Raw genomic sequence first — 24,705 nt, 5'->3', positions numbered from 1 at the left:
TCCCGTTCTATATGCTGCGTTGCTGTCAGCAGCTATTACCAGCTATAACCCGCCTTGGCGTAGTAATAGCGGCCGTTGAAACCGTTCGGCGCGAAGATACTGTAGGGCTGGGTGCCGTTGACGTTCAGGTTGCCGTTGCTGGTCACTTGCGCCGGGTAGCGGTTGGTGACGTTGTCGATGCCGGCCACCAGGCGCCAGTTCTTGCCCAGTTTCACGGAACCGGACACGTCCAGCACCCATTGCGGATCATACGTCTGGTCCAGCTTGACATCGTTTTGCGGCACGGTGAAACTGCCGTAGCGCGTCACGACACCGTGTGCATTCCAGATGCCGAAGCCGTAGTCGGCGGCCAGGCTGAACTTGTCCTTTGGCGACGCCACCGTGATGCGGTCGATGCTCTGGCGGTCGATCAGTTTCAGGTTGTTGGCCGTCAGGATGGCCGGATTGTCGGCGATTTTCTGTACCGTGCTCTTGTTATGGTTGTACGCCACGGTGAGGTCCAGGCGGTCCTTGTCCTGCAGGTCGATGCGGTAGGTGCTGACGATGTCCACGCCTTCCGTGCGCGTATCGACGGCGTTGGTGAAATAGCGACCCGAACCCACCGGCGTGCCCTGCGCAGCAAGGACGTTTTTCAAGGCATTGCTGAGGACCAGATTGGCTGAGAACAGGATGCGGTTGTCGATGTCGATGCGGTAGGCGTCCACTGTCGTCGTGAAGTTGCGGCTAGGCTGGAACTGCAGGCCCAGGCTGTAGTTGCGGGCCTTTTCCGGTTTCAGATCCTGTGCGCCCAGGGCGCGCGCCTGCGGCGTGTTGACGGCGAAGGTGCCCGTCTCGATCGGCGTGTTGACGCCGTTGACGACCTGGAAGTTGGTGGTGGTAATGGTGTAGTACTGCTGCGCCAGCGATGGCGCGCGGAAACCGCTCGACACGGTGCCGCGCAGCGACAGGGCATCGCTGAACGCGTAGCGCGCCGAACCCTTGGCCGAGGTGGTGCTGCCGAAGTCGCTGTAGCGCTCATGGCGCAGGGCTACGCCACCGGACAGGTTTTTCGTCGCTTCCGCTTCCAGGTTCACATAGATCGACTCGTTGTGGCGCGAGTGGCTGCCTGCGTTGGCAGGACGGAAGCCGGCAAAGCCTTGCGAGCCGCCACCCGTGTACGACGCTTCGTCGCCGGCACCGATGCTGTACTTTTCATGGCGCGCTTCGGCACCGACAGCCACAGTCAGCGGTCCCGTAAAGTAAGAGACGGGAAATTCGCGCGCCGCATCGAGGTTGAACACGGTCTGCTCATTTTTCAGCGAACCGGCATAGAAATGCGTGGGGCTGTTTGCGCCCAGCGACTGGTTGACCGTATTGTCCAGGTCCAGTTCGAACTTGTTGCTGCCGTAATTGATGCTGGCATCCCAGCGCCAGCCGGCCGCCTCGCCGCGCAAGCCCGTGACGATGGACTGGTCGGTCAGAGTGCTGTTTTGCAACGGCAAGAAGCCTTCCGGGAAGAGCGGCGTGCGCTGGACGAACAGCTTGGAATTATTCGGGTCCTGGATCAGGGCCGTGCGCCAGGTGGCGGCGGCCGAGGTGTCGCGCTTGCCGTAGTTGCCGAAGGCGTACCAGTCCACATTGTCATTGATGTGGTATTCGCTGTTGAGGAAAATCGTTGCCGGCTTGCTTTCCGGGTCGCCATAGCGCTGGTTGACCTTGCCATAGCGCGGCTCCAGCGGATTGCGGAAATCGGCGCCGGCGCGGTTGGTCGGATCGCGTTCGGCCACTTCCGCCGAGACACGCACCCAGCCGTCGTCGCCCAGGGCGAAGCCGGCCGAACCCTTGATGGATTTTTGCTTGCCGTCGCGTTCCTGCGTCTGGCCATAGCCTACTTCGATATCGCCGCCGGCCGCGCCTTTTTTCAGGATGATGTTGATCACGCCGGCAATCGCGTCAGAGCCGTACTGGGCCGCCGCACCATCGCGCAGCACTTCCACGTGGTCGATGGCGGCCAGGGGAATGGCGTTCAGGTCCACGGGCGCCGAGCCGCGGCCCAGGGAACCGTTGACGTTGACGACTGCCGAGGTATAGCGGCGCTTGCCGTTCACCAGCACCAGCGTCTGGTCGGGCGACAGGCCGCGCAGCTGGGCCGGACGCACGGCGTCGCTGGCGTCGGCGCCTGTGGCGCGGGCGAAGTTCAGCGATGGCAGCAGGCGCGCCAGCACGGTGGCCAGCTCGCCCGAACCCGTGCTTTGCAGGTCGCGCGAGGTAAGGATGTCGATCGGCGATTCGGAATCGATGGTGCGGCGGTTCTTGGCGAAGGTGCCGGTGACCACCACCGATTGCAATTCGCCTTCGGCCGGCAGTTCTTGCTGCGCTTGCGCTTGCATTGGCAGGCTGAAGCAGGCGATCAGGCTGGCGGCGATAACGGTTTTTACGGGGAGGGCGGGAAGCTGGGAGCGGGCGGTGCTTGAACTCATCGACAATATCTCTTCGGTTGGTGGTTGCGCGAACCATGGCGGTCCGGTGATGCAATCAGATTAACAGTGGGCACGCGGCGTGCTTACGAATCGTTCTGTCTATCGATATGTAATAAATATCTGAAAGACGTCGAAATGGCGCGAGTAGCGCATATGGCCTCATTTCCAGCATACGACCGGGCATGGCAAGGCTGCAATGCTGCACAGCAGTAAATTGCTGGCTGTTGTATAAATACGACTATGTGCGATGAGAGAGGGTAGTCTGGCGGCGGCATGCACCGCCAGGCGGAGGGCGCTTGCTTACTGTCCCGGATTGGGCGCTCTGGCGTGGATGGCGTCGACGGCCGCCACCAGTTCCGGCGACAAGGTGACTTGATGGGCATCGATATTTTGCTGCAACTGCTCCACGCTGGTGGCGCCGATGATGGTCGAGGCCACGAACCAGCGCGAGTAGCACCAGGCCAGCGCCAGTTGCGCCGGACTCAAGCCATGCGCGCGGGCCAGCGCCGCATACTGGCTGGCTGCCGCTATGGTAGCGGGGCGCACGTAGCGGGGACTCCAGCCGGCCGGGAAGCGCGTCAGGCGGCCCTTGGCCTGTGGATCGTCGAGGTATTTCGCCGTCAGCTGACCGAACGCCAGCGGGCTGTATGCCAGCAAGCTTACATTTTCCCGGTGGCAGGTTTCGTCGAGCAGGCTTGTCTCGAAATGGCGCGCCGTCAAGTTGTACAGGTTCTGGATGGATACGATGCGCGGCAAGCCTTTCAGTTCCGCCTGCTTGATGTATTCGCACACGCCCCACGACGATTCGTTCGACACGCCGATGTGGCCGATCTTGCCTTCCTCGACCAGCTTGCCCAGCACGGCCAGCGTGTCTTCGATGGCCACCGAGGCATGTTCCTTGCGGGGGTTATACACACTGGCGCCGAAGATGGGCAGGTTGCGGCTGGGCCAGTGCAATTGATACAGATCTATGTGCTCCGTCTGCAGCCGGCGCAAGCTGTCTTCGACGGCGGCGCGGATGTTGACCGCGTCGTGGTCCGTCTTGCCCTTGCGTATCCAGTGCATGCGCGAGTTCGGCCCGGCCACCTTGCTGGCCAGGACGATGTCGCCCCGCCTGCCGCTTTTCTTCAGCCAGCTGCCGATATGGCGTTCCGTGCTGCCTTGCGTCTGCGCGCTGGCCATCACCGGGTACATCTCGGCCGTGTCGATGAAGTTGATGCCCCGTTCCAGCGCGTAATCGAGCTGGCTGTGCGCTTCGGCTTCCGAATTCTGTTCGCCGAAGGTCATCGTGCCCAGGCAGATCCTGCTGACTTCCAGGCTGCTGGAGCCGAGTCTGACCTTATCCATCATGCTGGCTGTTTGCCGCGCAGCGCGCGCGCGCAATCCTTGATCAGTGCCGGGCCCGCGTAAATCAGGCCGCTGTACAACTGCACCAGCTGCGCGCCCGCCTCGAACTTGGCCAAGGCATCCTTGCCTTGCATGATGCCGCCCACGCCGATGATGGGCAGGGCGTCGCCCAGTTCCGCCTTCAGCAGGCGGATGACATTGTTCGATAGCTCAAACACGGGCGCGCCCGACAGGCCGCCCGCTTCCGCACCGTGCGGCATGCCTTCCACTGCGCTGCGCGACAGGGTCGTGTTGGTGGCGATGACACCGTCGATGCGGTGGCGCGTGAGCGACTCGGCGATGCTTTTCACCTGCTCGCCATCCATGTCCGGCGCGATTTTGAGGGCCAGCGGCACGTAGCGCTTGTGCTTGTCCGCCAGGCGCGCCTGCGCTTCCTTCAGTTGCGACAGCAGGGCGTCGAGTTCGGACGCGCCCTGCAGCTGGCGCAGATTCTTGGTGTTCGGCGAGGAGATATTCACCGTCACATAGCTGGCGTAGGGGTAGACTTTTTCCAGGCACAGCAGGTAGTCGTCGGCCGCCCGCTCGATGGGCGTGTCGGCGTTCTTGCCGATGTTCAGGCCCAGCACGCCGGCGCGGTCCTGGTAAAACTTCGACGCCTGCACATTCGCCACAAAGGCGTCCACGCCGCCATTGTTAAAACCCATGCGGTTGATGATGCCTTGCGCCTGCGGCAGGCGGAACATGCGCGGTTTCGGATTTCCCGCTTGCGCGCGCGGTGTGACGGTACCGACTTCGATGGAGCCGAAACCCAGGTCGGCCAGCGCGTCGATGTAGGCGCCATCCTTGTCCAAGCCGGCTGCCAGGCCCACGGGATTCGGGAAGGTGATGCCCATCACCGTGCGCGGGTCGGCGGCAGGTTTGCCGGCCAGCTTCGTCAGGCCCAGCGCGCTAGCGCGTTTCAGGGCGGGCAGGGTGAGATGGTGGGCCGCTTCGGCATCCATCGAAAACAGCAGCGGGCGGGCGAGGGAGTACAGGAATTTTTCAGACATGGGGCGCTTTGAGTAGGTGTGCGGGCTACCGGGGAGGGCTGGCTGCGCGCGAAATAAGTGCCGTATTTTACCGTGTTCCGCGCGGCTGCCGGGTGTATAGTTCCTGTTGGTGAAATGCAATATTGAGATCTTGATAATTTGCATTCGACCTTGGACTTTCCTGTTTCTTCTCTGTTCTGTTGACTTCATAAGCGAGACATCGATTGAAAAAGACACGCATCTTGACGGCCATCGCGGCCGCCAGCGCACTGCTGCTGAGCCACCCGGCCCTGGCCCTGCCCAATACGCAAGACACCCGCATGCTGAGCGAACCGGCCGTTTCCAGCCGGCATATCGCCTTCATCTATGCGGGCGATCTGTGGCTGTCCAACCTGGACGGCGGCGGCGCGCGGCGCCTCACTTCCGACCTGGGCGACAAGTCCAATCCCGTCTTCTCGCCCGACGGCAGCCAGATCGCGTATAGCGCGAACATCGACGGCAATGTCGACGTGTATGTGATCGCGGCGGCGGGCGGCGTGCCACGCCGCCTGACTTTCCACCCAGGCGTTGACCTGGCGCAATCGTTCACGCCCGATGGCCAGGCCGTAATGTTCACTTCGCCCCGCGCCGCCTTCAACAACCGCTTCCAGAAGCTGTTTACGGTGCCGGTGACGGGCGGAGTAGAAACCCAGCTGGAAATCCCCAACGCATCGCGCGCCACGTATTCTCCGGACGGCAAGCGCATTGCGTACAACCCCCTGATGCCCGCTTTCAAGCAGTGGAAGCGTTATCGGGGCGGCACCAATTCCTGGCTGTGGCTGTTTTCCTCCAGCGATAAATCCATCGAGAAAATCCCCCAGCCGACCACGCGCTCGAACGACGTCGACCCGATCTGGATCAAGGACACCGTGTACTTCCGCTCCGACCGCAACGGCGAATTCAACCTGTTTGCGTACGACGTGAAGACCAAGGCCGTGCGCCAGCTGACGCAGCATGCGGATTTCCCCGTACTGAATGCCTCGGCGGCGAATGGCACCATCGTCTACGAGCAGGCTGGCTATCTGCACTCGTTTGACATCGCCAGCGGCCAGGCGCGCAAGCTGAGTATCGCCGTGGCCAGCGACCTGGGGCAGACACGCCCGCGCTGGGTCAAGAACGCGAAATACATCCGCGACGCCTCGATTTCGCCATCGGGCGCCAGGGTCGCCTTCGAGTATCGGGGCGAGATCGTCACCATCCCCGCCGACAAGGGCGACGTGCGCAACCTGACGCAGACGGCCGGCGCCCACGAGCGCACGCCCATCTGGTCGCCCGATGGCCGCTCTGTCGCGTATTTCTCGGACGAGTCGGGCGAATACGCGCTGCATGTGCGGGCCCAGGACGGCAAGGGCGCGGTGAAAAAATTCAAGCTCAATGGCAGCGGCTTTTACGACAACGCCGTCTGGTCGCCCGACAGCAAGAAGATTGCCTTTGCCGACAATGGCTGGAGCATGTACGTGATCGACGTCGGCACGGGCAAGCTGCAAAAGGTCGCCACAGAACCGATGTATGGCGTCGACAAGAGCATGCGCGCCTCGTGGGCGCCCGATTCGCGCTGGCTGGCCTACACGCTCAATTCGCCCACCTACACGCGCAGCGCGTATATCTATTCCATCGAGCAGAACAAGTCGATGCCCGTGACCGATGGCCTGTCCGACGTGGCCCAGCCCGTGTTCGACAAGAGCGGCAAATACCTGTACTTCTTCGCTTCGACGAATGCAGGCCCCAGCAACAACTGGTTCTCGCAGCAGAATGAAGACAACCTGGTGACGCGCACCGTATGGATGGCCGTGCTGCGGCGCGATTTGCCGTCGCCGCTGATCAAGGAAAGCGACGAGGAAAAGGCCGCCAGCGCAGAGAACAAAAAAGACACGGCGAAGGCGGAACCGGAAGCGAAGAGCGAACCGAAGGTCGATCCGAAGACGGGCCGCGACGATCCGAAAGTGGCCGTGGCACCGGTGGCGCCGATAGTCATCGATTTTGACGGCATCGCCACGCGCATCGTCGACCTGCCGCTTCCGGCCGCGCAGTTCTCCAGCCTGGCCGCTGGCGCTGCGGGGCAGATATTCCTGCTGCGCGAAAGCGACGGCAAGAAGGCCGTGCAGCGCTTTGATTTGAAGGAGCGCAAGGCGGAAACTGTGGTGGCCGAGGCCGATGATTTCGAAGTGTCGGCCGACGGCAAGAAGCTGCTGTACCGTCAAAAGGACAACTGGGCCATGGGCTCCGCCACGGGCAAGCTGCTGGCGCCGGGGGAGGGCAAGATCAAGGTCGACGCCATCGAAGTGAAAGCCGACCCGCGCGCCGAATGGACGCAGATTTTCAATGAAGTGTGGCGCATCAACCGCGACTATTTCTATGATCCGGGCATGCATGGCGTGGATTGGAAGGCCATGCGCGACAAGTACGCCGTCTTCCTGCCCGAGCTGTCCAGCCGCGCCGACCTGAACCGCCTGATCCAGTGGATGTGCAGCGAACTGGCCGTGGGCCACCACCGCGGTGGCGGCGGCGACGATTTTATCGAGGCGAAGAAGGTGCCGGGGGGATTGCTGGGCGCCGATTACGAGGTCAGCGACGGCCATTACCGTTTCAAGAAGGTGTATGGCGGCTTGAACTGGAACCCGGCCCTGCGCGCGCCGCTGACGGAGCCTGGCCTGAATGTGAAGGCGGGCGAATACCTGCTGGCCGTCGATAGCCGTCCTTTGTTGCCGCCCACCAATCTGTACAGCGCGTTTGAAAACACGGCTGGCAAAGCCATCGACCTGACGGTGGGGCCATCGGCCGACGGCAAGGGCGCGCGCACGATTACCGTGGTGCCCGTGCCGACGGAGGATGCCTTGCGCAACCGCGACTGGATCGAAGGCAATATGCGCAAGGTCAATGCGGCAACCGGCGGCAAGGTGGCGTACGTGTACGTACCCAATACGGCAGGCCTGGGCCACACCTACTTCAAGCGCTATTTCTTCCCGCAGGCGGACAAGCAGGCCATCATCGTCGACGAGCGTTTCAATGGCGGCGGCAGCGTGGCCGATTACTATATCGAGATCCTGCAGAAGAAGGAAATCGCCTGGTGGACCATGCGTTACGGCGCCGACATGAAGACGCCGTCGGCCTCCATCCAGGGGCCGCGCGCCATGCTGATCGACGAGACGGCCGGCTCGGGCGGCGACCTGCTGCCGTGGATGTTCCGCAAAAACAACATGGGCCCGCTGATCGGCAAGGCCACCTGGGGCGGCCTGGTGGGCGTGCTGGGCTTCCCCGTACTGATGGACGGCGGCTTCATCACGGCACCGAACCTGGCCTTCTGGACGCGCGAAAACGGCTGGGGCGTGGAAAACGAAGGCGTGCCACCCGATATCGAAGTCGAGCAGACGCCAGCCGACGTCATCGCCGGCCGCGATCCGCAGCTGGATAAGGCGATCGAGGTGATCCAGGCCGAACTGGCGAAGAACCCGCCCGTGCAGCCTGCACGTCCTGCGTTTCCGGACAAGAGCAAGTAGGTCGGATTAGGCGCGAAGCACCGTAATCCGACGTGTGCCGCCAACAATGTGTCGGATTACGCGCCTTGCGCTAATCCGACCTGCCTTGCACTGTTCGATTCACCCTGTAGGTCGGATGAGCGAAGCGTAATCCGACACCATTGCTTGACCCCGGGGTTACAGGATTACCCACTGCCCCTTGATGCGCGCTTCCAGTGGCTTGAAGTTGATTTTATAGGCCATCTTCGGGCTTTGCGCGATCCAGTAACCCAGGTAGATATACGGCAGGTTCAGTTCGCGCGCCTGGGCGATTTGCCACAGCACGTTGTAGGTGCCGTATGAGGCACCCGGCACGTCGGGATCAAAAAAAGTGTAGACGGACGACAGGCCGTCGGCCAGCACGTCGATGATGCTGACCATGCGCAGCGTGCCATCGGGCTCGCGGAATTCCACCAGGCGCGTGTTGACACGGCTTTGCAGCAAAAATTGCGCGTACTGGTCGCGGCTGTCCTGGTCCATGCCGCCGCCCGCGTGGCGCGTGCTCTGGTAGCGCAGGTACAGCTCGTAGTGCTCGTCAAGAAAGGACAGGGTGGCCACGCCCGCCTGCAGGTCGGCATGCCGGCTCCAGGCGCGGCGCTGGTTGCGGTTGGGCGTGAATGATTGCGCCACCACGCGCACGGGGATGCAGGCCTGGCAGCCGTCGCAATACGGGCGGTAGGTGAAAATGCCGCTGCGGCGAAAGCCGTTACGCACCAGTTCCGAATACACGTCGCTGTTGATCAGGTGCGAAGGCGTGGCCACCTGCGAGCGGGCCTGGCGGTCGTCCAGGTAGCTGCACGGGTAGGGCGCCGTCGTGTAGAACTGCAAGGTGGCAAACGGTAGTTCGTTCAGGTGCGTCATGCTGATCCTGTCTGGTCTGGCCGCAGCAATGGATGTCTGTGTGAAGCTATCATAACTTTTTTATGCCGGTGGTGCAGCATGCCAGTCGGTGATTTGCGCTGCTTCAATGGCGACGCGTACATGGGCCAGGAAGCGCGCGCGCGAAATGGGCGCTGCGCCCAGCGAGGCCAGGTGTTTTGTTTCTTGCTGGCAGTCAATCATGGTCACGCCGCGTGCTTTTAAAAAGCGTACCAGTTGCGCCAGCGCAATCTTCGAGCCATCCGAGACGCGCGCGAACATCGATTCGCCATAGAACATGCGCCCGATCGATACGCCATAGGCGCCGCCCACCAGTTCGCCGTCCAGCCACAGTTCCGACGAATGCGCGTAACCCAGTTTGTGCAAGCCCGTGTAGCCGGCGATGATCTCTTCGGAAATCCAGGTGCCCGGGCCATCCTTGCGCGGCGCCGCACAGGCGCGCATGACGGCGTCGAAATCGCCGTCGAAGCGCAGCTGCCAGCGCCCGTCCGTGGCGGCGCTGCGCTCGACCCTGCGGATGGCCTTGTGCAGGCTGTCGGAGACCTTGAAATCCTCCGTCATCAGCACCATGCGCGGATCGGTGCTCCACCAGAGTATGGGCTGGCCTTCGGAAAACCAGGGGAAGATGCCGTGCCGGTAGGCGTCGAGCAGGCGCGCGGGCGACAGGTCGGCGCCGGCCGCCAGCAGGCCGGGCGCTTCATCGGTGAGGGCGCGCGAGACGTCGGGGAACGGGGTGTGGATGTCGAGCCAGGGAATCATGCGGCGATAAAGGTGGCAGTTGGTGGAGGCTTACTCGGCATCCGTACGCGCCATCGGGCGCGTGATGTCGCCTGTATGGACACCGTAGCTGCCGCCTTCGCGGATTTTCACGCGGTCGGCAAAGTACAGTTCCAGGGTGGCGCGGATGGTGGGGAAGGCCAGGTCATCCCAGGGAATTTGCGCTTCCGTAAACAGCTGCACCTCCAGGCTTTCGATGCCCGGTGCGAAATCGAGGTCGCGCAAACGCGCCAGGTAGAACAAATGCACCTGGTGCACGCGCTGCACGTTGAGCAGCGAAAACAGGGGGCCCAGCTCGATATTGGCGCCCGCTTCCTCCACCGTTTCGCGCTCGGCCGCGTCGGACGTCGTTTCATCGTTTTCCATGAAGCCGGCCGGCAGCGTCCAGTAACCGAGGCGTGGCTCGATGGCCCGCTTGCACAGCAAGACCTGCAGCTGGCCATCCTCTTCCCATACGGGAATCGAGCCGACCACCATTTTCGGGTTCTGGTAATGGATGGCGTCGCAGTTGGTGCAGACGTAGCGCGGACGGTTGTCGCCTTCCGGAATGGACAGGCTGACAGGATGGGCGCATTCGGAGCAGAATTTCATGGGCTGGCTTGGAAAAGGGATGGCATGGGCTTAGACGCTAGTGTAACGCTTACTGTACACCGATTGCGTGCGCCGTGGCGTGGCGGGCGGACACAATGCCAACCGGCAATTGGCCGGATTTTTTCACGCACTTTTAATTTAATGGCTCTATTGCAGTCCAAGGTGAGATAGCTATTGCCTAAGTCGCCCGTTTGCCCTTATAATTCGAGTGCGGGGTGGAGCAGTCTGGCAGCTCGTCGGGCTCATAACCCGAAGGTCACAGGTTCAAATCCTGTCCGCGCAACCAATACCGGAAAGCCGCTGACTCTTGCAAAAGATCAGCGGCTTTTTCCATTTCTAGCCCAAGCCACACTCTGCGAGGCGGGGCGGGGCGGGAATGACATTGTCAAATCATGCCCTTTACGCCGCGCAACAATCTGGTATATAATTCAAGTGCGGGGTGGAGCAGTCTGGCAGCTCGTCGGGCTCATAACCCGAAGGTCACAGGTTCAAATCCTGTCCCCGCAACCAATTCGAAGCCGCTGGCTCCTCGCAAGAGGGTCAGCGGTTTTTTCGTTGTGCGCTAGTGTTTACTCCTGCGCCTGGCGTGCATACACCACCAGCCTCAAATGGCGGTCCGCATCGATGGTCAGCGAAGTGTGCTCATAGGCAAGCTCCTCGCCGTCGATGTTCAGCTGGCGCACGCCGGCGCACGGCGCGTGCACGTCGTGGCGGCGCCACCATAGCTTGAACTCGGGCGACACTTTTTCCAGGTCTTCCACCAGCGCGTGGATATCGGCTTCCTGTGTGGCGCGCGCGTAGTCGCGGCGAAAGCTCGACAGCATCAGCGGCGCCTGCTCTTCCCAGCCGGCGATGCGAGAGCGCAGCAGCGGATCGGTAAACAGCAGCCACAGCAGATTGCGGCCTGAGGCAGCATGCGCGCCGAAGCCAAACAGGGCATCGGCTCCCCCGTTAAACGCCAGCACGTCCCAGCGCAGGTTGAGCACATAGGCCGGATGCGCCAGTTCGTGCATCAAGCGGCGCACCAGCGGTGGCACCACGCAAAATGTCTTGCCCTCTTCTGCCGGTGGACGCGCATGCGCCAGCAGGAACAGGTGGCGGCGCTCGCCCGCATCCAGCTTGAGCACCTGCGCCAGCTTGTCGAGGAAGGTGCTGGAGACGCCGATGTCGCGCCCCTGCTCCAGCCAGGTGTACCAGGTCAGCCCCACGCCGGCCAGCGCCGCCACCTCTTCGCGGCGCAAACCTGGCGTCCTGCGCCGCCCGCCGCCGGGCAGGCCGACATCTTCGGGCGACAGCCGCGCACGCCGCGCCTGCAGGTAGGCGGCCAGTTCGTGGCGGGTGCGGGCCAAAGTGCGCATGGTGCGGTCTTTCCTGTGAGCCTGTTGCTATCAGTAATAGCATAAACAGTTAAATTGTAATTGTTTATATTGTATTCCAGAATGCCAGCTTTCTTCCTGAAAGCGTGCCCATGTCTGATTCTTCCTCCTCCGGTGCCGTAGCGCCTGCCACCACCGCGCTGCCCGCCACCGTCTACCTGATTGCCATGGGCGCGTTCGCGCTGGGCATGGCGTCGTATGTGACGGCGGGCCTGATGCCGATGCTTGCCAGCGCATTTTCAGTCTCCCTGGCGATGGCCGCGCAACTGGTGACGGCGTTTACTTTGGCCTATGGCCTCGGTTCGCCCCTGGCCGTGGCCCTGCTGCCGGCGCGCGCGCAGCGCGCCGGCCTGTTGTGGGCGTTGGCCGTGTTCGCGCTGGCGAATGGTGCCAGCGCGCTGGCGCCTGGTTTCAGCGGTTTGCTGGCATGGCGCGCCATCGCCGGCATCGGTGCGGGCGTCTATCTGGCGCTGGGCATCGCGGCGGCGGCGGGCGTGTCGGCGCCGCAGCAGCGGGGCAAGGCCATCGGTGTGATCATGGGCGGCATGGCGGGCGGCACGGTGCTGGGCGTGCCATTGAGCTTGTTGCTGGCGCAGCAGCTGGGCTGGGCCGCGGCCCTGTGGCTGGTCGCCATCCTCGGCGCGCTGGCGCTGGCGGGCTTGTTGTGGAAGCTGCCCGCGTTGCCGGCAGTGCCGGCGATCTCGCTGCGCCGCAAGCTGGCCTTGCTTGCCGACGGGCAGGTGCTGGCCATCCTGCTCGTGTCGCTGCTGGCGGCCATTGCCAGCCTGGGCATGTACACGTTTATTGCGCCGCTGCTGGCATGGTCCGCGCACGGTGCGCCGATCTCCGCCACGCCCTTCCTGTGGGCCTGGGGCGCGGGTGGCATCGCGGGCAGCGTGCTGGTGGGGCCGTGGGCGGACAAGATGGCGGCGCCGAAGCTGAGCTGGTTCATTTTGCTGCTGCTGGCGCTGGCCCTGTGCGCGCTCCCGCTGGCGGCCAGCTGGTCGGCGTGGCTGATGCTGGCGCCGATTGCGCTGTGGGGCGCGGCTGGCTGGGCCCTGCAAGTGCCGCAGAACCAGCAGTTGCTGGCCGCGCGCACGCGGCAGGGCGATGGCAACCTGGCCATCGCCCTCAATGAATCGGCGCTGTACCTGGGCAGCGCCATCGGCGCCGCCGCAGGCGGCTTGCTGCTCCTGCTGGACTGGCCCATGTGGCTGCTGGCGGCGGGCGCCGCTTTTGTCGCCGCCCTAGCGCTGTTGTTGCAGTTGCCCGCCGCGCGGCGCGTCTAGGTCCTAGGCTTTCTTCGCCAGCTGCATGCCCACAGGCAGGGCGCGGATGCGCTTGCCCGTGGCCGCGAAGATGGCGTTGCAAAGGGCGGGCGCGATGGGCGGCGTGGCCGGTTCGCCCACGCCGCCCAGCTCCATGTCCAGGGTGCCCGGTACCAGGTGCGTGTGGATCACGTGTGGCGCGTCGGCGGCCCGCAGCACGCTATAGTCGTGGAAATTGCTTTGCTCGACCCGGCCATTCTTGAAGCTGATCTCGCCGCTCATGGCCAGGGACAGGCCCATGATGCAGGCCCCCTCGATCTGCGAGCGCACGCGGTCCGGGTTGATCTGCGGTCCGCAATCCATGGCGATATCGACCCTGGGCACGATGACTTCACCGGCCGCGTTGATCTCCACTTCGATCACGGCCGCCACATAGGTGACAAAGCTGTAGGACACGGCCAGGCCCAGTCCCCGTCCCTTGGGCAGTTTGCGGCCCCAGCCCGCCTTGGCTGTCGCCAGCTCGATCACGTGGCGCATGCGGCCGATGTCTACCGGATACTTCGCCGGGTCTTCGCCATAGTTCCAGGCATCGGAAAGGTCGGCCGGTTTGATCTTGCGCGCAGGGCCCAGCAATGCCAGCAGGTAGTCGCGGTGGTCCCTCTTTGCCGCATGCGCCAGTTCGGCCGTGAACGACTGGATGGCAAACGCGTGCGGGATATTCGACACGGACCGGAACCAGCCGATGCGCGTGTGGGCCGGCACTTCCGGCACTTCGACGCGGATGTTCGCAATGGCGAACGGCACGTTGATGGCCGACATGCCCAGCTCGAACGGCGCCTGCTTGTTCGCGCCGGCGGCAAAGGTCGAGGTGATGGTGGGCGCGGCCGTGCGGTGCAGCCAGGCCGTCGGCATGCCTTTGGCGTCCAGCGCTGCTTCCAGCCGTTCGACGGACACCGTATGCAGGTAATCATGCTGCAGGTCGTCGTCGCGCGTCCACGTCAGCTTGACGGGCGCGCCGTCCATGGCCTTGGACAGCAGCGCCGCCTCGACGGCGAAATCGGGTTTCGACTTGCGCCCGAAGCCGCCGCCCAGCAGGGTCACGTGCACGGTCACGTCGTCGTACGCCAGGCCCAGTGCCTTGGCCACGTTGCTGCGCGTGGCCTGCGGCGCCTGCACGCAGGCCCACACTTCGGCCTTGCCGTTGGCGATGCGCACGGTGGCGGCGGGTGGCTCCATGGTGGCGTGGGCCAGGTGTGGCAGATAGTATTCGGCACTGAATTTGCGCGCGGCGGGAGCGGCGGCCAGGGTGTCCACAGTCTTGCCCTGGTCGCGCGCGGGGTTGGCCGGCTGGCGCACGGCCGCTTCCAGCGTCTTGCGGAATGCCTTTGAATCGTAGCTGCCGTTCGGGCCATCCTCCCATTCCAGCACCAGCGCTTCGCGGCCCTTGATGGCAGCCCAGGTGTTGCTGGCGATGACGGCCACGCCGCCCAGCGGATTGAACATGGCCGGCGGCGGACTGCCCGCCAGTTCGACGATGCGCAGCACGCCAGGCACTTTCAGCGCCGCCGTCTTGTCCACGCTTTTCAGCTTGCCGCCAAATACGGGAGGACGGGCGATGACGGCATACGCCATGCCATCAAGGCGCGTGTCAATGCCGAAGTGGGTGTTGCCTGTGACAATGTCATGCAGGTCGATGCCGCGCGTGCTGGTTTGTCCGATGTAGCGCAACTCGCCCGCCGTTTTCAGGCTGATGCGCGCGCGCGGCGGCACTGGCAATTTGGCCGCTTCTTCGGCCAGCGCGCCGAAGGACAGCGAGCGTCCGCTGGCTGCATGCACGACCGCGTGGTTGGCGGCTTTGACTTGCGTCACGGGCACGTCCCAGCGCACGGCCGCCGCCGTTTCCAGCATCAGGCGCGCCGTGGCGCCCACGTGACGCATGGCGCGGAACGAGTGGCGCATGCTGCGCGAACCGTCCGTATCCTGGCTGCCGTAGCGCGCCTCGTCGGCGGGCGCCTGCTGCACGCGCACCTGCGCCCAGTCGGCGCCCAGTTCGTCGGCAGCGACCATGGGCAGGCTGGTGCGGATGCCCTGGCCCATTTCGGAGCGGTGCGCCACGATGGTGACAATGCCGTCGGCACCGACCGACAGGAAGACAAGGGTGTCGTCGACCACGCCGCCAGCCATATTGTCGCCGCCGTATTTGACGGCGTCGGCCGCCATCACCAGGCCGGAGGGGCCGGCCACCAGGCTCAAACCGGCCAGCGCGCCAGCGGCCTTGAGCCAGTTGCGCCGCGCAGGCGAAGCGGGGACGGAGATATTCTCAAGGATGCTCATTTGGCCGCTCCTTTCGCATTGATGCTGGTCGCGGCCTGCTTGATGGCCGCGTGGATGCGCGTGTAAGTGCCGCAGCGGCAGATGTTGCCGCTCATCGCTTCGCGGATCTGCCGGTCGTTCGGCGCTGGCGTCTTGTGCAGCAGGGCCGTGGCCGACATGATCTGCCCAGCCTGACAGTAGCCACATTGAGGCACGCCGTGTTCCTGCCAGGCTTGCTGCAGGGCCAGGCCGACCTTGTCTTCGCCCACCGCTTCGATGGTGGTGATCTTCCTGCCTGCAGCGGCCGATACGGGCGTCACGCAGGAGCGGATGGCGTCGCCATCGAGGTGCACGGTGCAGGCGCCGCACAGGGCCATGCCGCAGCCGAATTTGGTGCCGGTCATGCCCAGTTCGTCGCGCAGGGCCCACAGCAGGGGCGTGTCGTCAGGCAGGGCAAGATCGTGCTGCTTGCCATTGATGGTCAGGGTCGTCATGTTTATTCCTCGGGGTGGGGATGGTACGGGGAAGCGCGACGGCCATCCGCCAAACGGATGAGCGCATCAGTACGGGATGGTAGCACCAGCCGTCCTGCGCTGCAGGGCGTGGGACCGGTGGCGGCAGGCCAGGCTGGCACATGCCGGCGCAAGGTCTTCTATACTGCGGCTCCTGATATTGGAATTTTCTATGGTACACATGACACCGGCGCAAGGATTGCCGGACATCCTGGCGCCCGGCTTGCAAGTGGTTTTTTGCGGCCTCAATCCCGGCGTGGACGCGGCGGCGGCCGGCCACCATTTTCTCGGCCGTGGTAACCGCTTCTGGCCCGTGCTGCACTTGGCCGGCTTCACGCCGCACCTGGTGTCGCCGCAAGACGATGCCAGTGTGCTCGGTTTCGGACTGGGTTTGACTGCGGCCGTCGGGCGCCCGACCAGCCGCGCGGACCAGGTGGGGGTGGAGGAGTTCGCGCAAGCGGCGGCGGGCCTGCAGCATAAACTGGTATTGATGCAGCCGCAGTGGATCGCCTTCCTGGGCAAGGCTGCCTACGCGGCGATGACGGGAAAACGCCAGCTGGAGTGGGGCGAACAGCCAGAGCGCTTCGGCGGAGCGCGCGTGTGGATATTGCCCAATCCCAGTGGCCTCAATCGCTGCTATTCAAAGGAGCGACTGGTCGACGCGTATGCGGAACTCAAACGCGCGCTGGGCTGAAGTTCAGTTCCACCGCGCGCAACAGCGGCGTGACGAAATCGAGGAAGGCGCGCAATTTCAACGGCAGCGGCGTTTGTCCCTTGTGCAGCAGGCTGACGGGCAAGGGCGCCGCTTCGAACGGTGCGAGCACGATGCGCAGCCTGTCGTCGCGCAGGGCGTCCATGACCTGATACGATAGCACGCGGATCACGCCCGCGCCCAGGGTGGCTGCGGCAATCGCCGCGTCCACCGTATTGACGGCGAGTCGCGAGTGCACGGGCACGGACTGCGTAGCCTTGCCCGTGCCGAAGACCCAGGCGCGCCGCGATTCCAGCACCTCGAAGCTAATGCAGGCATGCGCCGCCAGGTCGCCCGGCGCAGTTGGCGCGCCATGCGTGGCCAGGTAGCCGGGACTGGCGCAGACGACCCGGCGCACGGTGCCGACCCGCGTCGCCATGAAGCTGCTGTCGGGCAGGTCGCCGATGCGCACTGCCACGTCGACCTGCTCTTCCATCAGATGCAGGACGCGGTCGGTCAGTACGAGCTTGATCTCGATATCCGGATAGTGGGCGAGAAACGCCGCCACTACGGGCACGATGTGCAGGCGTCCGAATACGACGGGTGCCGTGATCGTCAGCTCGCCTTTCGGGGCCGCATATTCGCCCGTCGCCGTGCGCTCCGCTTCGCTGATCTCTTCGAGGATGCGGCGGCACGCGGCCACGTAGGACAGGCCGGCCTCCGTCAGCGACAACTGGCGTGTCGTACGGTGCAGCAAGCGCGTGTTGAGGTGCGTTTCCAGCGCCGCCACCTTGCGGCTGACAGTGGCCAGCGGCATGCCGAGGCGGCGCGCGGCGGCCGACAGGCTGCCCGCGTCCACCACCGCCAGCAAGATGCTCATCGATTCCAACCTATCCATGGTTTGTTCTCATCCTGTTCTCATAGACAGCCTATCAATATTTGGAAGAATGATTCTCAATCTTATGGGATTCTCTTTGCAGGTGCAAGTAGATAAGCTGGTCTCCTTCGCTGCGGCATGTTGCCGCGGCAATTAGAAAGGACAGCGCCATGCGCCCCACGCCCAATCCCCCGCCCAATGTACACACTGTGACGCCCGCGCCGCGCGGCAAGATCCTCATGATGGCGGTGATCGCCGGCGCGGTGATCACTAACATCTATTGCACCCAGCCTATCCTGCCCCTGATCCAGTCCGGCCTGGGCGTCGACCTGGCGGCCGTCAATCTGGTCGCCGGCGCGGCGCTGCTGGGCTTTGCCACGGGGTTGGCCCTGCTCCTGCCGTTGGGCGACCGATTCGACCGGAGCACCCTGGTACTGGGGCAGATCGCGCTGGCCTTCGTTTGCGCCCTGGCGGCGGCGCTGGCGCCCGGCATCTGGGCGCTGATCGTTGCATCGTTTGGCCTGGGTATCGTCAGCTGCGTGCCGCAGCAACTGGTGCCGCTCGCCGCGAGCATGTCGCCACCCGGTGAGCGCGGCCGTTCCGTCGGGACGGTGGTCAGCGGCATCATGGTGGGCATCCTGCTGGGACGCACGGTCGCCGGCGTGGTGGGCGATTCCTGGGGCTGGCGCGTCGTGTACGCCATGGAAGCAGCGTTCATGGTGCCCGTGTGGATCGCGGCCGCCGCCTTGCTGCCACGCGGGAAACCCGGCACGGACCTGTCTTACGGGCGCTTGCTGGCATCGCTGTGGCCACTGGCGCGCGACCATCGCCCCCTGCGCGAAGCCATGCTGATCCAGGCGCTGTTGTGGGCATGCTTCAATGCGTTCTGGGTCAACCTGGCGTCGTTGCTGGCCAACGGCCCATGGCACCTGGGCAGCGCCTGGGCCGGCGCCTTCGGCATCATCGGCGCGGCCGGCGCGCTGGCCGCCACCCTCGGTGGCAGGGCCGCTGACAGACTGGGTTCGCGCACGGTCATCGGCCTGAGCATCGCCATTGTGACGCTGTCCTACCTGCTGCTGGCGGGCGCCGCCTCGTCGCTGGCCTTGCTGGTGATCGGCGTGATCGTGCTCGACATCGGCGTGCAGGCTGCGCTGGTAGCGAACCAGACGCGCGCCTTTGCCGTCGATCCGACTGCACAGGGCCGCATCAACAGCCTGTACATGACGGCCACCTTCATCGGCGGCGCCGCCGGCGTCGCGGCCAGCGGTTGGCTGATGCAGCGTTATGGCTGGATGGGGGTGGCGGTGTTTGGTGTCGTACTGGGCCTGGTGGCCGGCTGCATCCACCTGGCCGGCGCACGCGCACAACGGCGCGCGCCGGTGCTGTCATAAGGGCTAACCTGTACTTATCGAGGCTGTTCCAACTGCGTATACACGGCGTCGGCTATCTTGCCCAGCGCCTGTTTGGGAAGGCTCGCCGAGAGGGCATAACCGAGCTGGCCGTCAATCCAGTAAAAAACGCTCAAGTCCTTTTCTTGCGTGTAGCGGAAAGCCGTTTCCTGCTTGCCGGCCCGCTCCTTGGCCACGTACAGGGTCAGGCGCTTGCCAGTGCCCTCTTCATACATGAATTGCGCCACGGGGCCGTCGCCATCGCCGGGCAGCAAGCGGCCGCCGATCAGGTGATAGCCGAGCGGCGACAGCACAGGCGGCCGCAAGGTGCTGCCCAGGCGTTTCGACAGCCATTGCACCAGGTGTGCCTCTTGCTCGACCCCCACTTCCACGGGGTGGCGCACCTCGGGCGTGTAGACGGCATGGGCGATGGCGGCGCTGCGCGCCAGGGTCAGGGGGCTGGCGCTGGCGACCCGCATGTCGCCTCCATCGCCGCGCAGCAGCCAGCCGCCCATGCCGCCAGCAAACACCAGCACGATGGCTGCTGCCGCCTGCATGGCGTGGCTGTACCAGGCTTGGTTGGCCGCCGGCGGGGCCGCTGCTTGCAGCAAGGCCGGCGGAAAGGTTTCTTCCAGCACCGGGTCGAACAGGGCGCGCAATTGCTGGTTCTGTTCACGCCAGGCGTGCACCCTGGCGGCGTCCTCGGGGTGCGCGCGCAGGTGGGCGTCGATGGCCGCGCGCTGGTCTTCTGGCAGGACGCCGTCGGCCAGGGCGTGCAATTGCGCTTCGCTGATGGCTTGCGTTGTCATTTCACGACTTTCAGGGTGGGTGGGCCGCTGCCTTGGCTGCCGGCAGGGCGGCCATCGAGCAGGGTGCGCAGTTTGTCGCGTCCGCGCGAAAGGCGCGACATCACGGTGCCGACGGGGATGTCCAGGGTAGTCGCCACCTGCTCATACGGCATCTGTTCGAGCGCGACGAGCAGGATAACCTCGCGCTGCCCCAGCGGCAAGCGAGCCAGCGCCGCATCCATTTCACCGATGGCGATCGCTTGCCCCGGCGCGTGCTCCGGGGCGTGCAGCACGGTGTCATCGTCCAGCTCCTGCAGCGCCAGGCCGGGGCGGCGCAAGTGATCCACGTGCAGATTGTGCATGATGGAGAATAGCCAGGGGCGCATTTCGCTGCCCCGCTGCCACTGTGCCAGCCTGCGCCAGGCCCGCTCCACGGTGTCCTGCACCAGGTCGTCCGCGTGCAGGGGACCGACCAGCGCGCGCGCATAGCGACGCAGGCCTGGCAGGCACGCTTGCAGCTGGCGGCTGTCCTCTTGCATGGTCATCGTGGAGAGGGGGCGGGTAGCTTAAGGCTTGACGACGTGCCACACGTTCTTGAAATTGTCGCCTGCGACGTCGCCCGGCTTCTTGTCTTCCTTGTACAGGTACAGGGGCTTGCCCTTGTAGGTCAGCTGCATGGCGCCGTTGTCTTCACGCTTGATGCTGCCATACGGCGCGGCGGGCGTCGCGTCGGTGGCGATGACGGCGGGCCAGGCGACCAGGCAGCCGCCGCTGCAGGCGCTCTTGCCGCTGTCGGCGACATCCTTGTCGAAGACGTACACGGTCATGCCTGTGGCGTTGACCAGCATGCCGTTGGCGGGCATGACGTCGGCGGCGAAAGCCAGCGGTGCGGACAAGGCGGTAAACAGGGCGGTGGCGGCAAAAGAAGTAAAGCGCATGATGGTCTCCTTGAGGTTTTGAGGGCTTGCAAGGGATAGACGTTGGCCGCTCGCCGTTTATTCCCGCTCTGGTGAATTATTTTTTTCCGGCGCATGCAGGCTGGCCCACAGGTGGGCCGCGGCCATGGTGCGGTGCGGCGCGTACTGGCGCAGCCATTGTTCCGTGCGCGCCATGTCCGGCTTGCTCTCTTCGCCGAGCAGCTTTTGCAGGGCAGCGCGAATGGCCACGTCGCCATGCAGCGAGCAGTCGGCGTAGCCGTAGCCGCGCAGCAGCGCGTAATTGACGGTCCACGGGCCAATGCCCTTCACGGCCAGCAGTGCCTGCGAGATCGCCGCCACGTCGCCGGACGCCGGCAACTCAAGCGACAGTGCGCCCTCATCGACCAGGCGCGCCAGGCGCAGCACGGTTTCCGCCTTGGCGCGCGAAAATTTGCGGCTCGTCAAGTCCTCGACGGATAGTTGCGCCACGTCGCGCGCCTCCGGGTAGCACCACAAACCGCTGCCGTGCCTGCGGCCCGCCTGCAAAATGAAGGTGCGGCGCAGGGAAATGGCGAACGACAGGTTGATCTGCTGGCCGATGATGGCCCAGGTCAGCGCCTCGAAGGGGCTGGCCGACTGCACGATGCGCAAGCCTGGGTTGACGCGGATCAAAGGTGCCAGCAGCGGATCGCTGGCGGCCAGTTGGGCGAATGGCTGCGGATCGATGCGCAGGCCGAGGATGTTGAGCAGCGCGCCGTGCAGGGGCGCTCGAAGATCGGCGACGGTATTGTCGTTGTCGTCAATCTCGGCCTGGCAGATAGCGGCATCGTCCGTGAACGCCACATCCAGCACGACAGGCACCCCTTGCAGCAGGATGCCCTTGCGCAGGCCCGTCGGCGTGAGCTGTTCGGCCACGGCTTCCGTGTCACGGCTGTGGAAGGCGATGACATCGTCGCGGCGGTAGCCGGCGGGCAGGGGGAGGGTCCAGTGCAGCAGGGTCATGGTGGGCCAAAGTCAGGGACGGTATCAGGAGGGCGATGCTGGGGCATCCCGTTTCTTGCTTTCTGCCTTAGCGCGCACAGATATCGGTGCCGGGTGGCGTCAAGGCCGCCGCGTGCTGGATCTGCAGGGCGTCGGGCACGCCGTTTTTGATTGCAGTCAGCTCGGCCAGGATGGAAATGGCGATTTCGGCCGGGGTCTTGCTGCCGATATACAGGCCGATGGGGCCGTGCAGGCGCGCCAGCTGTTCCGCGCTGACGTCGAACTGCAGCAGCCGCTCGCGGCGCTTGGCGTTGTTGGCGCGCGAGCCGATGGCGCCGACATAGAAGGCCGGGGATTTGAGCGCTTCCATCAGGGCCAGGTCGTCGAGCTTGGGATCGTGCGTGAGGGCGACGACGGCGCTGCGGCTGTCGAGCTTCAAATCCAGCACGAGGTCGTCAGGCATGGCGTGCAGCAGCGGTACGCCGGGCACGTTCCAGCCGCCGCTGTATTCCTCGCGGGGGTCGCAGACGATGACGTGGTAATCCATGGCCGTGGCGATTTGCGCCACGAAGCGCGACAGCTGGCTGGCGCCGATGATCAGCAAGCGCCAGCGCGGGCCGTGCTGCGTGGTGAGTATGCCATCTTCCAGGGCCAGCACGGCGCCCGGTGTAGCGCGCTGCAGGGTGACGACGCCGCTGCGCAAGTCGAGGCGGCGCTCGACCAGTTCATGCGCTTCCAGGCGCGCCAGCAGTTCGGCCACGCCGCTGCCCGCATGCAGCGGCTCGATGGCCAGTTCGATGGTGCCGCCACAGGGCAGGCCAAAGCGGTGCGCCTCGTCGGCGCTGATGCCGTAGCTGACGACGTCCGGCAGCGTGCGCACGATGCCGTGCACGCGGACGGTGTCGATCAGGTCATCCTCGATACAGCCGCCGGACACGGAACCGACCACCGTGCCATCGTCGCAGATGGCTAGCGTGGCGCCAACGGGGCGGGGGCTGGAGCCCCAGGTCTTGATGACGGTGACGAGTTCGCAGCGGTGGCCGGCGGCGAGCCAGGCGGCGCTGGTTTTCAGAACTTCAAGGTCGATGCTGTCCATGGGCCGCGAGAGTGATGCCGCATGTTTGCGGCAAAGTATGGAATAGTATTCAAGATTGTGGATATACTACCTGTTCCACCACCCTGCGGAGAATTTTCATGTCAAATGAAGTCAAGACGCAAGAAGAGGGTATTCCCAAGTTCGGCAAGCTGCTCATAGTCCTGTTTTTAGCCGTGGTGTTCTGCGGCGCCCTTACTTGGATCATGGGCACCTACTTCCCGAATTTCCCCGGCGCCTGAGCAAACTTGGTTTTGTCAGGCGCCTCCGTGCTTAAGGTTTGAGCGGCTTCTTTGCCGCTTGCTTGGCGCGCACGTCGGTGACGGCGCGGTTGATGGCAGCCATGCGCGAGTTGGTGCCCGGATGCAGGGCCGTGTAGCCGTTGGCGACCGAGGCCGGCACTTGCGTGGCCATGCGCTGCCAGAAGCGGGCGGCGTTGTCGACGTTGTAGCCGGCGCGCGCCAGCAGGTAGATGGCCAGGGTGTCGGCTTGCACGTCAAGTTCCTGCGGCATGGCCTTGATACCGGCGGCGCCCGTCAGCATCGATACGTCGGGCTGCACGGCGCCCAGGCTGTCGATGATGCTGCCGGCCGTGCCGGCCGAACGCTGGCTGCGCGCGTGGTCGAGGATGTTGTGCGCCATTTCGCGGGCGATGACGAAGGCGATGCCTTCGTCATTTTGCGCCGCATTGACCATGCCACGCGTAAGCATGATGCGCGCGCCGTCCGAATACGCGTTGATATTGTCCGCATTGCCCAGGGCGACGCGGAAGGCGCAGGCGCGCGTGACGGGAATTTTCAGATCCTGCTGCTGGCCGTCGCGGGCGATGGTCATGTTCAGGCTGGCGCTCTTGGAGGCCAGCGGGCCGACGATGGCGCCGAACGGGCCTTCCGCTTTCGGGCCGGCGGGCAGCGGCTTGCCTTCGGCGGCAAGCAAGCCGTCGCCCTTGCGCAAGCCGGCGCGCGCGGCGCCGCTGCCTGGCAGCACGCCCGAAACCTGCATCTGTTCGCCGTAGCCGAGGGCTGCCTGTGCCGCGTCGGCATAGATGCCCGGGTAGGAATACTTATTCTGCGCCGTGAAGCCCAGCAGGTTGCGCGCATACGTCTTGCACAGGTCCGCATTGTTGATCAGCAGGGGCGCCGAGACTTTCGACAGGCGGTCCTGCAGCGCCACCATCTTCACCAGTTCTTCCTGCGCCGCCCTTTGCTGCGCCGTCAGGGCCGGCGCATCGGGTGCCGGCACGACGTTGAACGGGCCGTTGCCATTCGTCGTCGGCGTGGTGCAGGCAGAGAGAAGCGCAACGCAAGCGACCAGCAATGGCGAGGCCAGATGGCGCAGCGAAGTCGTGACTGGGATCAGATGGCGAAAACCTGGCATAAGACAATCCTTAATGTTTGCCGGTGCTGCCGAAACCGCCAACACCGCGTTCGCTGTCGCCGAATTCCTCGACGACGTTAAAGCCCACTTGCAGCACCGGCACGATAATCAGCTGTGCCAGGCGTTCCATGGGATTGAGCGTGAAAGCGCTCTGGCCCCGGTTCCAGGTCGATACCATCAACTGGCCCTGATAATCGGAGTCGATCAAGCCTACCAGATTCCCCAATACAATGCCGTTTTTGTGGCCCATGCCGCTGCGCGGCAGGATCATGGCCGCATACGACGGGTCGCCGATGTGGATGGACAGGCCGGTGGGAATGAGCACCGTCTGTCCCGCTTCGATGGTGATGGCCTCGTCTATGCAGGCACGCAGGTCCAGGCCGGCGCTGCCGGGCGTGGCGTAGGCTGGCAGCAGTTCTTTCATGCGGGCGTCGAGGATCTTGATGTCGATATTTTTCATTAATCTAACTAACTAAGCTAAGTCGTATA

Annotated in this window: 22 protein-coding genes and 2 tRNA genes; 7 read left to right on the top strand and 17 right to left on the bottom strand. The window is 64.4% G+C overall.

Annotated elements, in window-relative coordinates:
• Nucleotides 1-35: 35 nt before the first annotated feature.
• The 3 genes from CLU92_RS14630 to CLU92_RS14620 form a co-directional block, all read right to left on the bottom strand.
• Nucleotides 36-2,459: a TonB-dependent siderophore receptor gene (locus tag CLU92_RS14630; RefSeq protein WP_101482465.1), complete on the bottom strand. Its 2,424-nt coding sequence runs from the start codon at nt 2,457-2,459 to the stop codon at nt 36-38.
• Nucleotides 2,460-2,759: 300 nt separating this feature from the next.
• A complete protein-coding gene (locus CLU92_RS14625; protein WP_101484695.1) occupies nt 2,760-3,806 on the bottom strand; it encodes an aldo/keto reductase in 1,047 nt (348 codons plus the stop codon).
• Nucleotides 3,806-4,855 carry a quinone-dependent dihydroorotate dehydrogenase gene (locus CLU92_RS14620; protein WP_101482464.1) on the bottom strand — a complete coding sequence of 350 codons (1,050 nt, stop codon included), beginning with the start codon at nt 4,853-4,855 and terminating at the stop codon, nt 3,806-3,808. Before CLU92_RS14620 ends, CLU92_RS14625 begins: the two co-directional genes overlap by 1 nt.
• A 203-nt stretch (nt 4,856-5,058) precedes the next feature.
• On the opposite strand from CLU92_RS14620, the gene CLU92_RS14615 reads away from it, so the two are divergent.
• On the top strand, nt 5,059-8,370 hold the full coding sequence (locus tag CLU92_RS14615) for a S41 family peptidase (RefSeq protein WP_101482463.1): 3,312 nt from the start codon (nt 5,059-5,061) through the stop codon (nt 8,368-8,370).
• A gap of 156 nt (nt 8,371-8,526) precedes the next feature.
• Here the strand turns inward: CLU92_RS14615 and CLU92_RS14610 are convergent, their stop codons facing one another.
• The 3 genes from CLU92_RS14610 to CLU92_RS14600 are packed head-to-tail and all read right to left on the bottom strand — an operon-like array spanning nt 8,527 to nt 10,635.
• The gene (locus CLU92_RS14610; RefSeq protein ID WP_101482462.1) at nt 8,527-9,249 is read right to left on the bottom strand and encodes an arginyltransferase; all 723 of its coding nucleotides are present in this window, start codon (nt 9,247-9,249) and stop codon (nt 8,527-8,529) included.
• A gap of 60 nt (nt 9,250-9,309) precedes the next feature.
• Complete coding sequence (aat, locus tag CLU92_RS14605; RefSeq protein WP_101482461.1) at nt 9,310-10,026, bottom strand: leucyl/phenylalanyl-tRNA--protein transferase; 717 nt, start codon at nt 10,024-10,026, stop codon at nt 9,310-9,312.
• 30 nt (nt 10,027-10,056) lie between these two features.
• Complete coding sequence (locus CLU92_RS14600; RefSeq protein WP_101482460.1) at nt 10,057-10,635, bottom strand: NUDIX hydrolase; 579 nt, start codon at nt 10,633-10,635, stop codon at nt 10,057-10,059.
• Between the two features lie 209 nt (nt 10,636-10,844).
• On the opposite strand from CLU92_RS14600, the gene CLU92_RS14595 reads away from it, so the two are divergent.
• Together CLU92_RS14595 and CLU92_RS14590 are read left to right on the top strand one after the other, a co-directional pair.
• A tRNA-Met gene (locus CLU92_RS14595) sits at nt 10,845-10,921 on the top strand.
• A gap of 147 nt (nt 10,922-11,068) precedes the next feature.
• A tRNA-Met gene (locus CLU92_RS14590) sits at nt 11,069-11,145 on the top strand.
• A 59-nt stretch (nt 11,146-11,204) separates the two neighbouring features.
• Here CLU92_RS14590 and CLU92_RS14585 read toward each other — a convergent pair.
• A complete protein-coding gene (locus CLU92_RS14585) occupies nt 11,205-11,993 on the bottom strand; it encodes a helix-turn-helix transcriptional regulator (protein WP_101482459.1) in 789 nt (262 codons plus the stop codon).
• A gap of 110 nt (nt 11,994-12,103) precedes the next feature.
• Between CLU92_RS14585 and CLU92_RS14580 the strand changes: the two genes are divergently transcribed.
• Nucleotides 12,104-13,300 carry an MFS transporter gene (locus CLU92_RS14580; RefSeq protein ID WP_101482458.1) on the top strand — a complete coding sequence of 399 codons (1,197 nt, stop codon included), beginning with the start codon at nt 12,104-12,106 and terminating at the stop codon, nt 13,298-13,300.
• A 3-nt stretch (nt 13,301-13,303) separates the two neighbouring features.
• Here CLU92_RS14580 and CLU92_RS14575 read toward each other — a convergent pair whose 3' ends face one another.
• Together CLU92_RS14575 and CLU92_RS14570 are read right to left on the bottom strand one after the other, a co-directional pair.
• Nucleotides 13,304-15,613, bottom strand: a complete 2,310-nt coding sequence (locus tag CLU92_RS14575) for a xanthine dehydrogenase family protein molybdopterin-binding subunit (protein WP_101482457.1) — start codon at nt 15,611-15,613, stop codon at nt 13,304-13,306.
• Entirely contained in the window at nt 15,610-16,086 is a 477-nt protein-coding gene (locus tag CLU92_RS14570) for a (2Fe-2S)-binding protein (RefSeq protein ID WP_101482456.1), read from the bottom strand. The genes CLU92_RS14575 and CLU92_RS14570 overlap by 4 nt, the downstream gene beginning before the upstream one ends.
• A 190-nt stretch (nt 16,087-16,276) precedes the next feature.
• Between CLU92_RS14570 and mug the strand changes: the two genes are divergently transcribed.
• Nucleotides 16,277-16,798: a G/U mismatch-specific DNA glycosylase gene (gene mug, locus CLU92_RS14565; RefSeq protein WP_373918056.1), complete on the top strand. Its 522-nt coding sequence runs from the start codon at nt 16,277-16,279 to the stop codon at nt 16,796-16,798.
• Here mug and CLU92_RS14560 read toward each other — a convergent pair.
• The gene (locus CLU92_RS14560) at nt 16,779-17,693 is read right to left on the bottom strand and encodes a LysR family transcriptional regulator (protein ID WP_180338520.1); all 915 of its coding nucleotides are present in this window, start codon (nt 17,691-17,693) and stop codon (nt 16,779-16,781) included. The two genes, mug and CLU92_RS14560, sit on opposite strands and share 20 nt — an antisense overlap.
• A gap of 149 nt (nt 17,694-17,842) precedes the next feature.
• On the opposite strand from CLU92_RS14560, the gene CLU92_RS14555 reads away from it, so the two are divergent.
• Nucleotides 17,843-19,063 (top strand): MFS transporter, encoded by a 1,221-nt coding sequence (locus CLU92_RS14555; protein WP_101482454.1) that lies wholly within the window; start codon nt 17,843-17,845, stop codon nt 19,061-19,063.
• Between the two features lie 14 nt (nt 19,064-19,077).
• On the opposite strand, the gene CLU92_RS14550 is transcribed toward CLU92_RS14555, so the two are convergent.
• The 5 genes from CLU92_RS14550 to CLU92_RS14530 form a co-directional block, all read right to left on the bottom strand.
• The gene (locus CLU92_RS14550) at nt 19,078-19,869 is read right to left on the bottom strand and encodes an anti-sigma factor (RefSeq protein WP_101482453.1); all 792 of its coding nucleotides are present in this window, start codon (nt 19,867-19,869) and stop codon (nt 19,078-19,080) included.
• The gene (locus CLU92_RS14545) at nt 19,866-20,387 is read right to left on the bottom strand and encodes an RNA polymerase sigma factor (RefSeq protein ID WP_101484693.1); all 522 of its coding nucleotides are present in this window, start codon (nt 20,385-20,387) and stop codon (nt 19,866-19,868) included. Before CLU92_RS14545 ends, CLU92_RS14550 begins: the two co-directional genes overlap by 4 nt.
• Before the next feature lie 27 nt (nt 20,388-20,414).
• Entirely contained in the window at nt 20,415-20,786 is a 372-nt protein-coding gene (locus tag CLU92_RS14540; RefSeq protein WP_101482452.1) for a hypothetical protein, read from the bottom strand.
• 57 nt (nt 20,787-20,843) lie between these two features.
• Nucleotides 20,844-21,767 (bottom strand): DNA-3-methyladenine glycosylase, encoded by a 924-nt coding sequence (locus tag CLU92_RS14535; RefSeq protein WP_101482451.1) that lies wholly within the window; start codon nt 21,765-21,767, stop codon nt 20,844-20,846.
• A 67-nt stretch (nt 21,768-21,834) separates the two neighbouring features.
• Complete coding sequence (locus CLU92_RS14530; RefSeq protein WP_101482450.1) at nt 21,835-22,842, bottom strand: XdhC family protein; 1,008 nt, start codon at nt 22,840-22,842, stop codon at nt 21,835-21,837.
• 98 nt (nt 22,843-22,940) lie between these two features.
• On the opposite strand from CLU92_RS14530, the gene CLU92_RS27815 reads away from it, so the two are divergent.
• Complete coding sequence (locus CLU92_RS27815) at nt 22,941-23,081, top strand: hypothetical protein (RefSeq protein ID WP_162835767.1); 141 nt, start codon at nt 22,941-22,943, stop codon at nt 23,079-23,081.
• Nucleotides 23,082-23,112: 31 nt separating this feature from the next.
• Here CLU92_RS27815 and CLU92_RS14525 read toward each other — a convergent pair whose 3' ends face one another.
• Both CLU92_RS14525 and dut read right to left on the bottom strand, forming a co-directional pair.
• Entirely contained in the window at nt 23,113-24,216 is a 1,104-nt protein-coding gene (locus CLU92_RS14525; RefSeq protein WP_101482449.1) for a M48 family metallopeptidase, read from the bottom strand.
• Between the two features lie 10 nt (nt 24,217-24,226).
• Complete coding sequence (dut, locus tag CLU92_RS14520; RefSeq protein ID WP_101482448.1) at nt 24,227-24,676, bottom strand: dUTP diphosphatase; 450 nt, start codon at nt 24,674-24,676, stop codon at nt 24,227-24,229.
• Between the last annotated feature and the right edge of the window lie 29 nt (nt 24,677-24,705).

Origin of the sequence: Janthinobacterium sp. 61, assembly GCF_002846335.1 — a bacterium.
GTDB lineage: Bacteria > Pseudomonadota > Gammaproteobacteria > Burkholderiales > Burkholderiaceae_D > Janthinobacterium.
The sequence above is the reverse complement of the archived record's forward strand: the minus strand, read 5'-3'. Positions and strand labels throughout refer to the sequence as shown.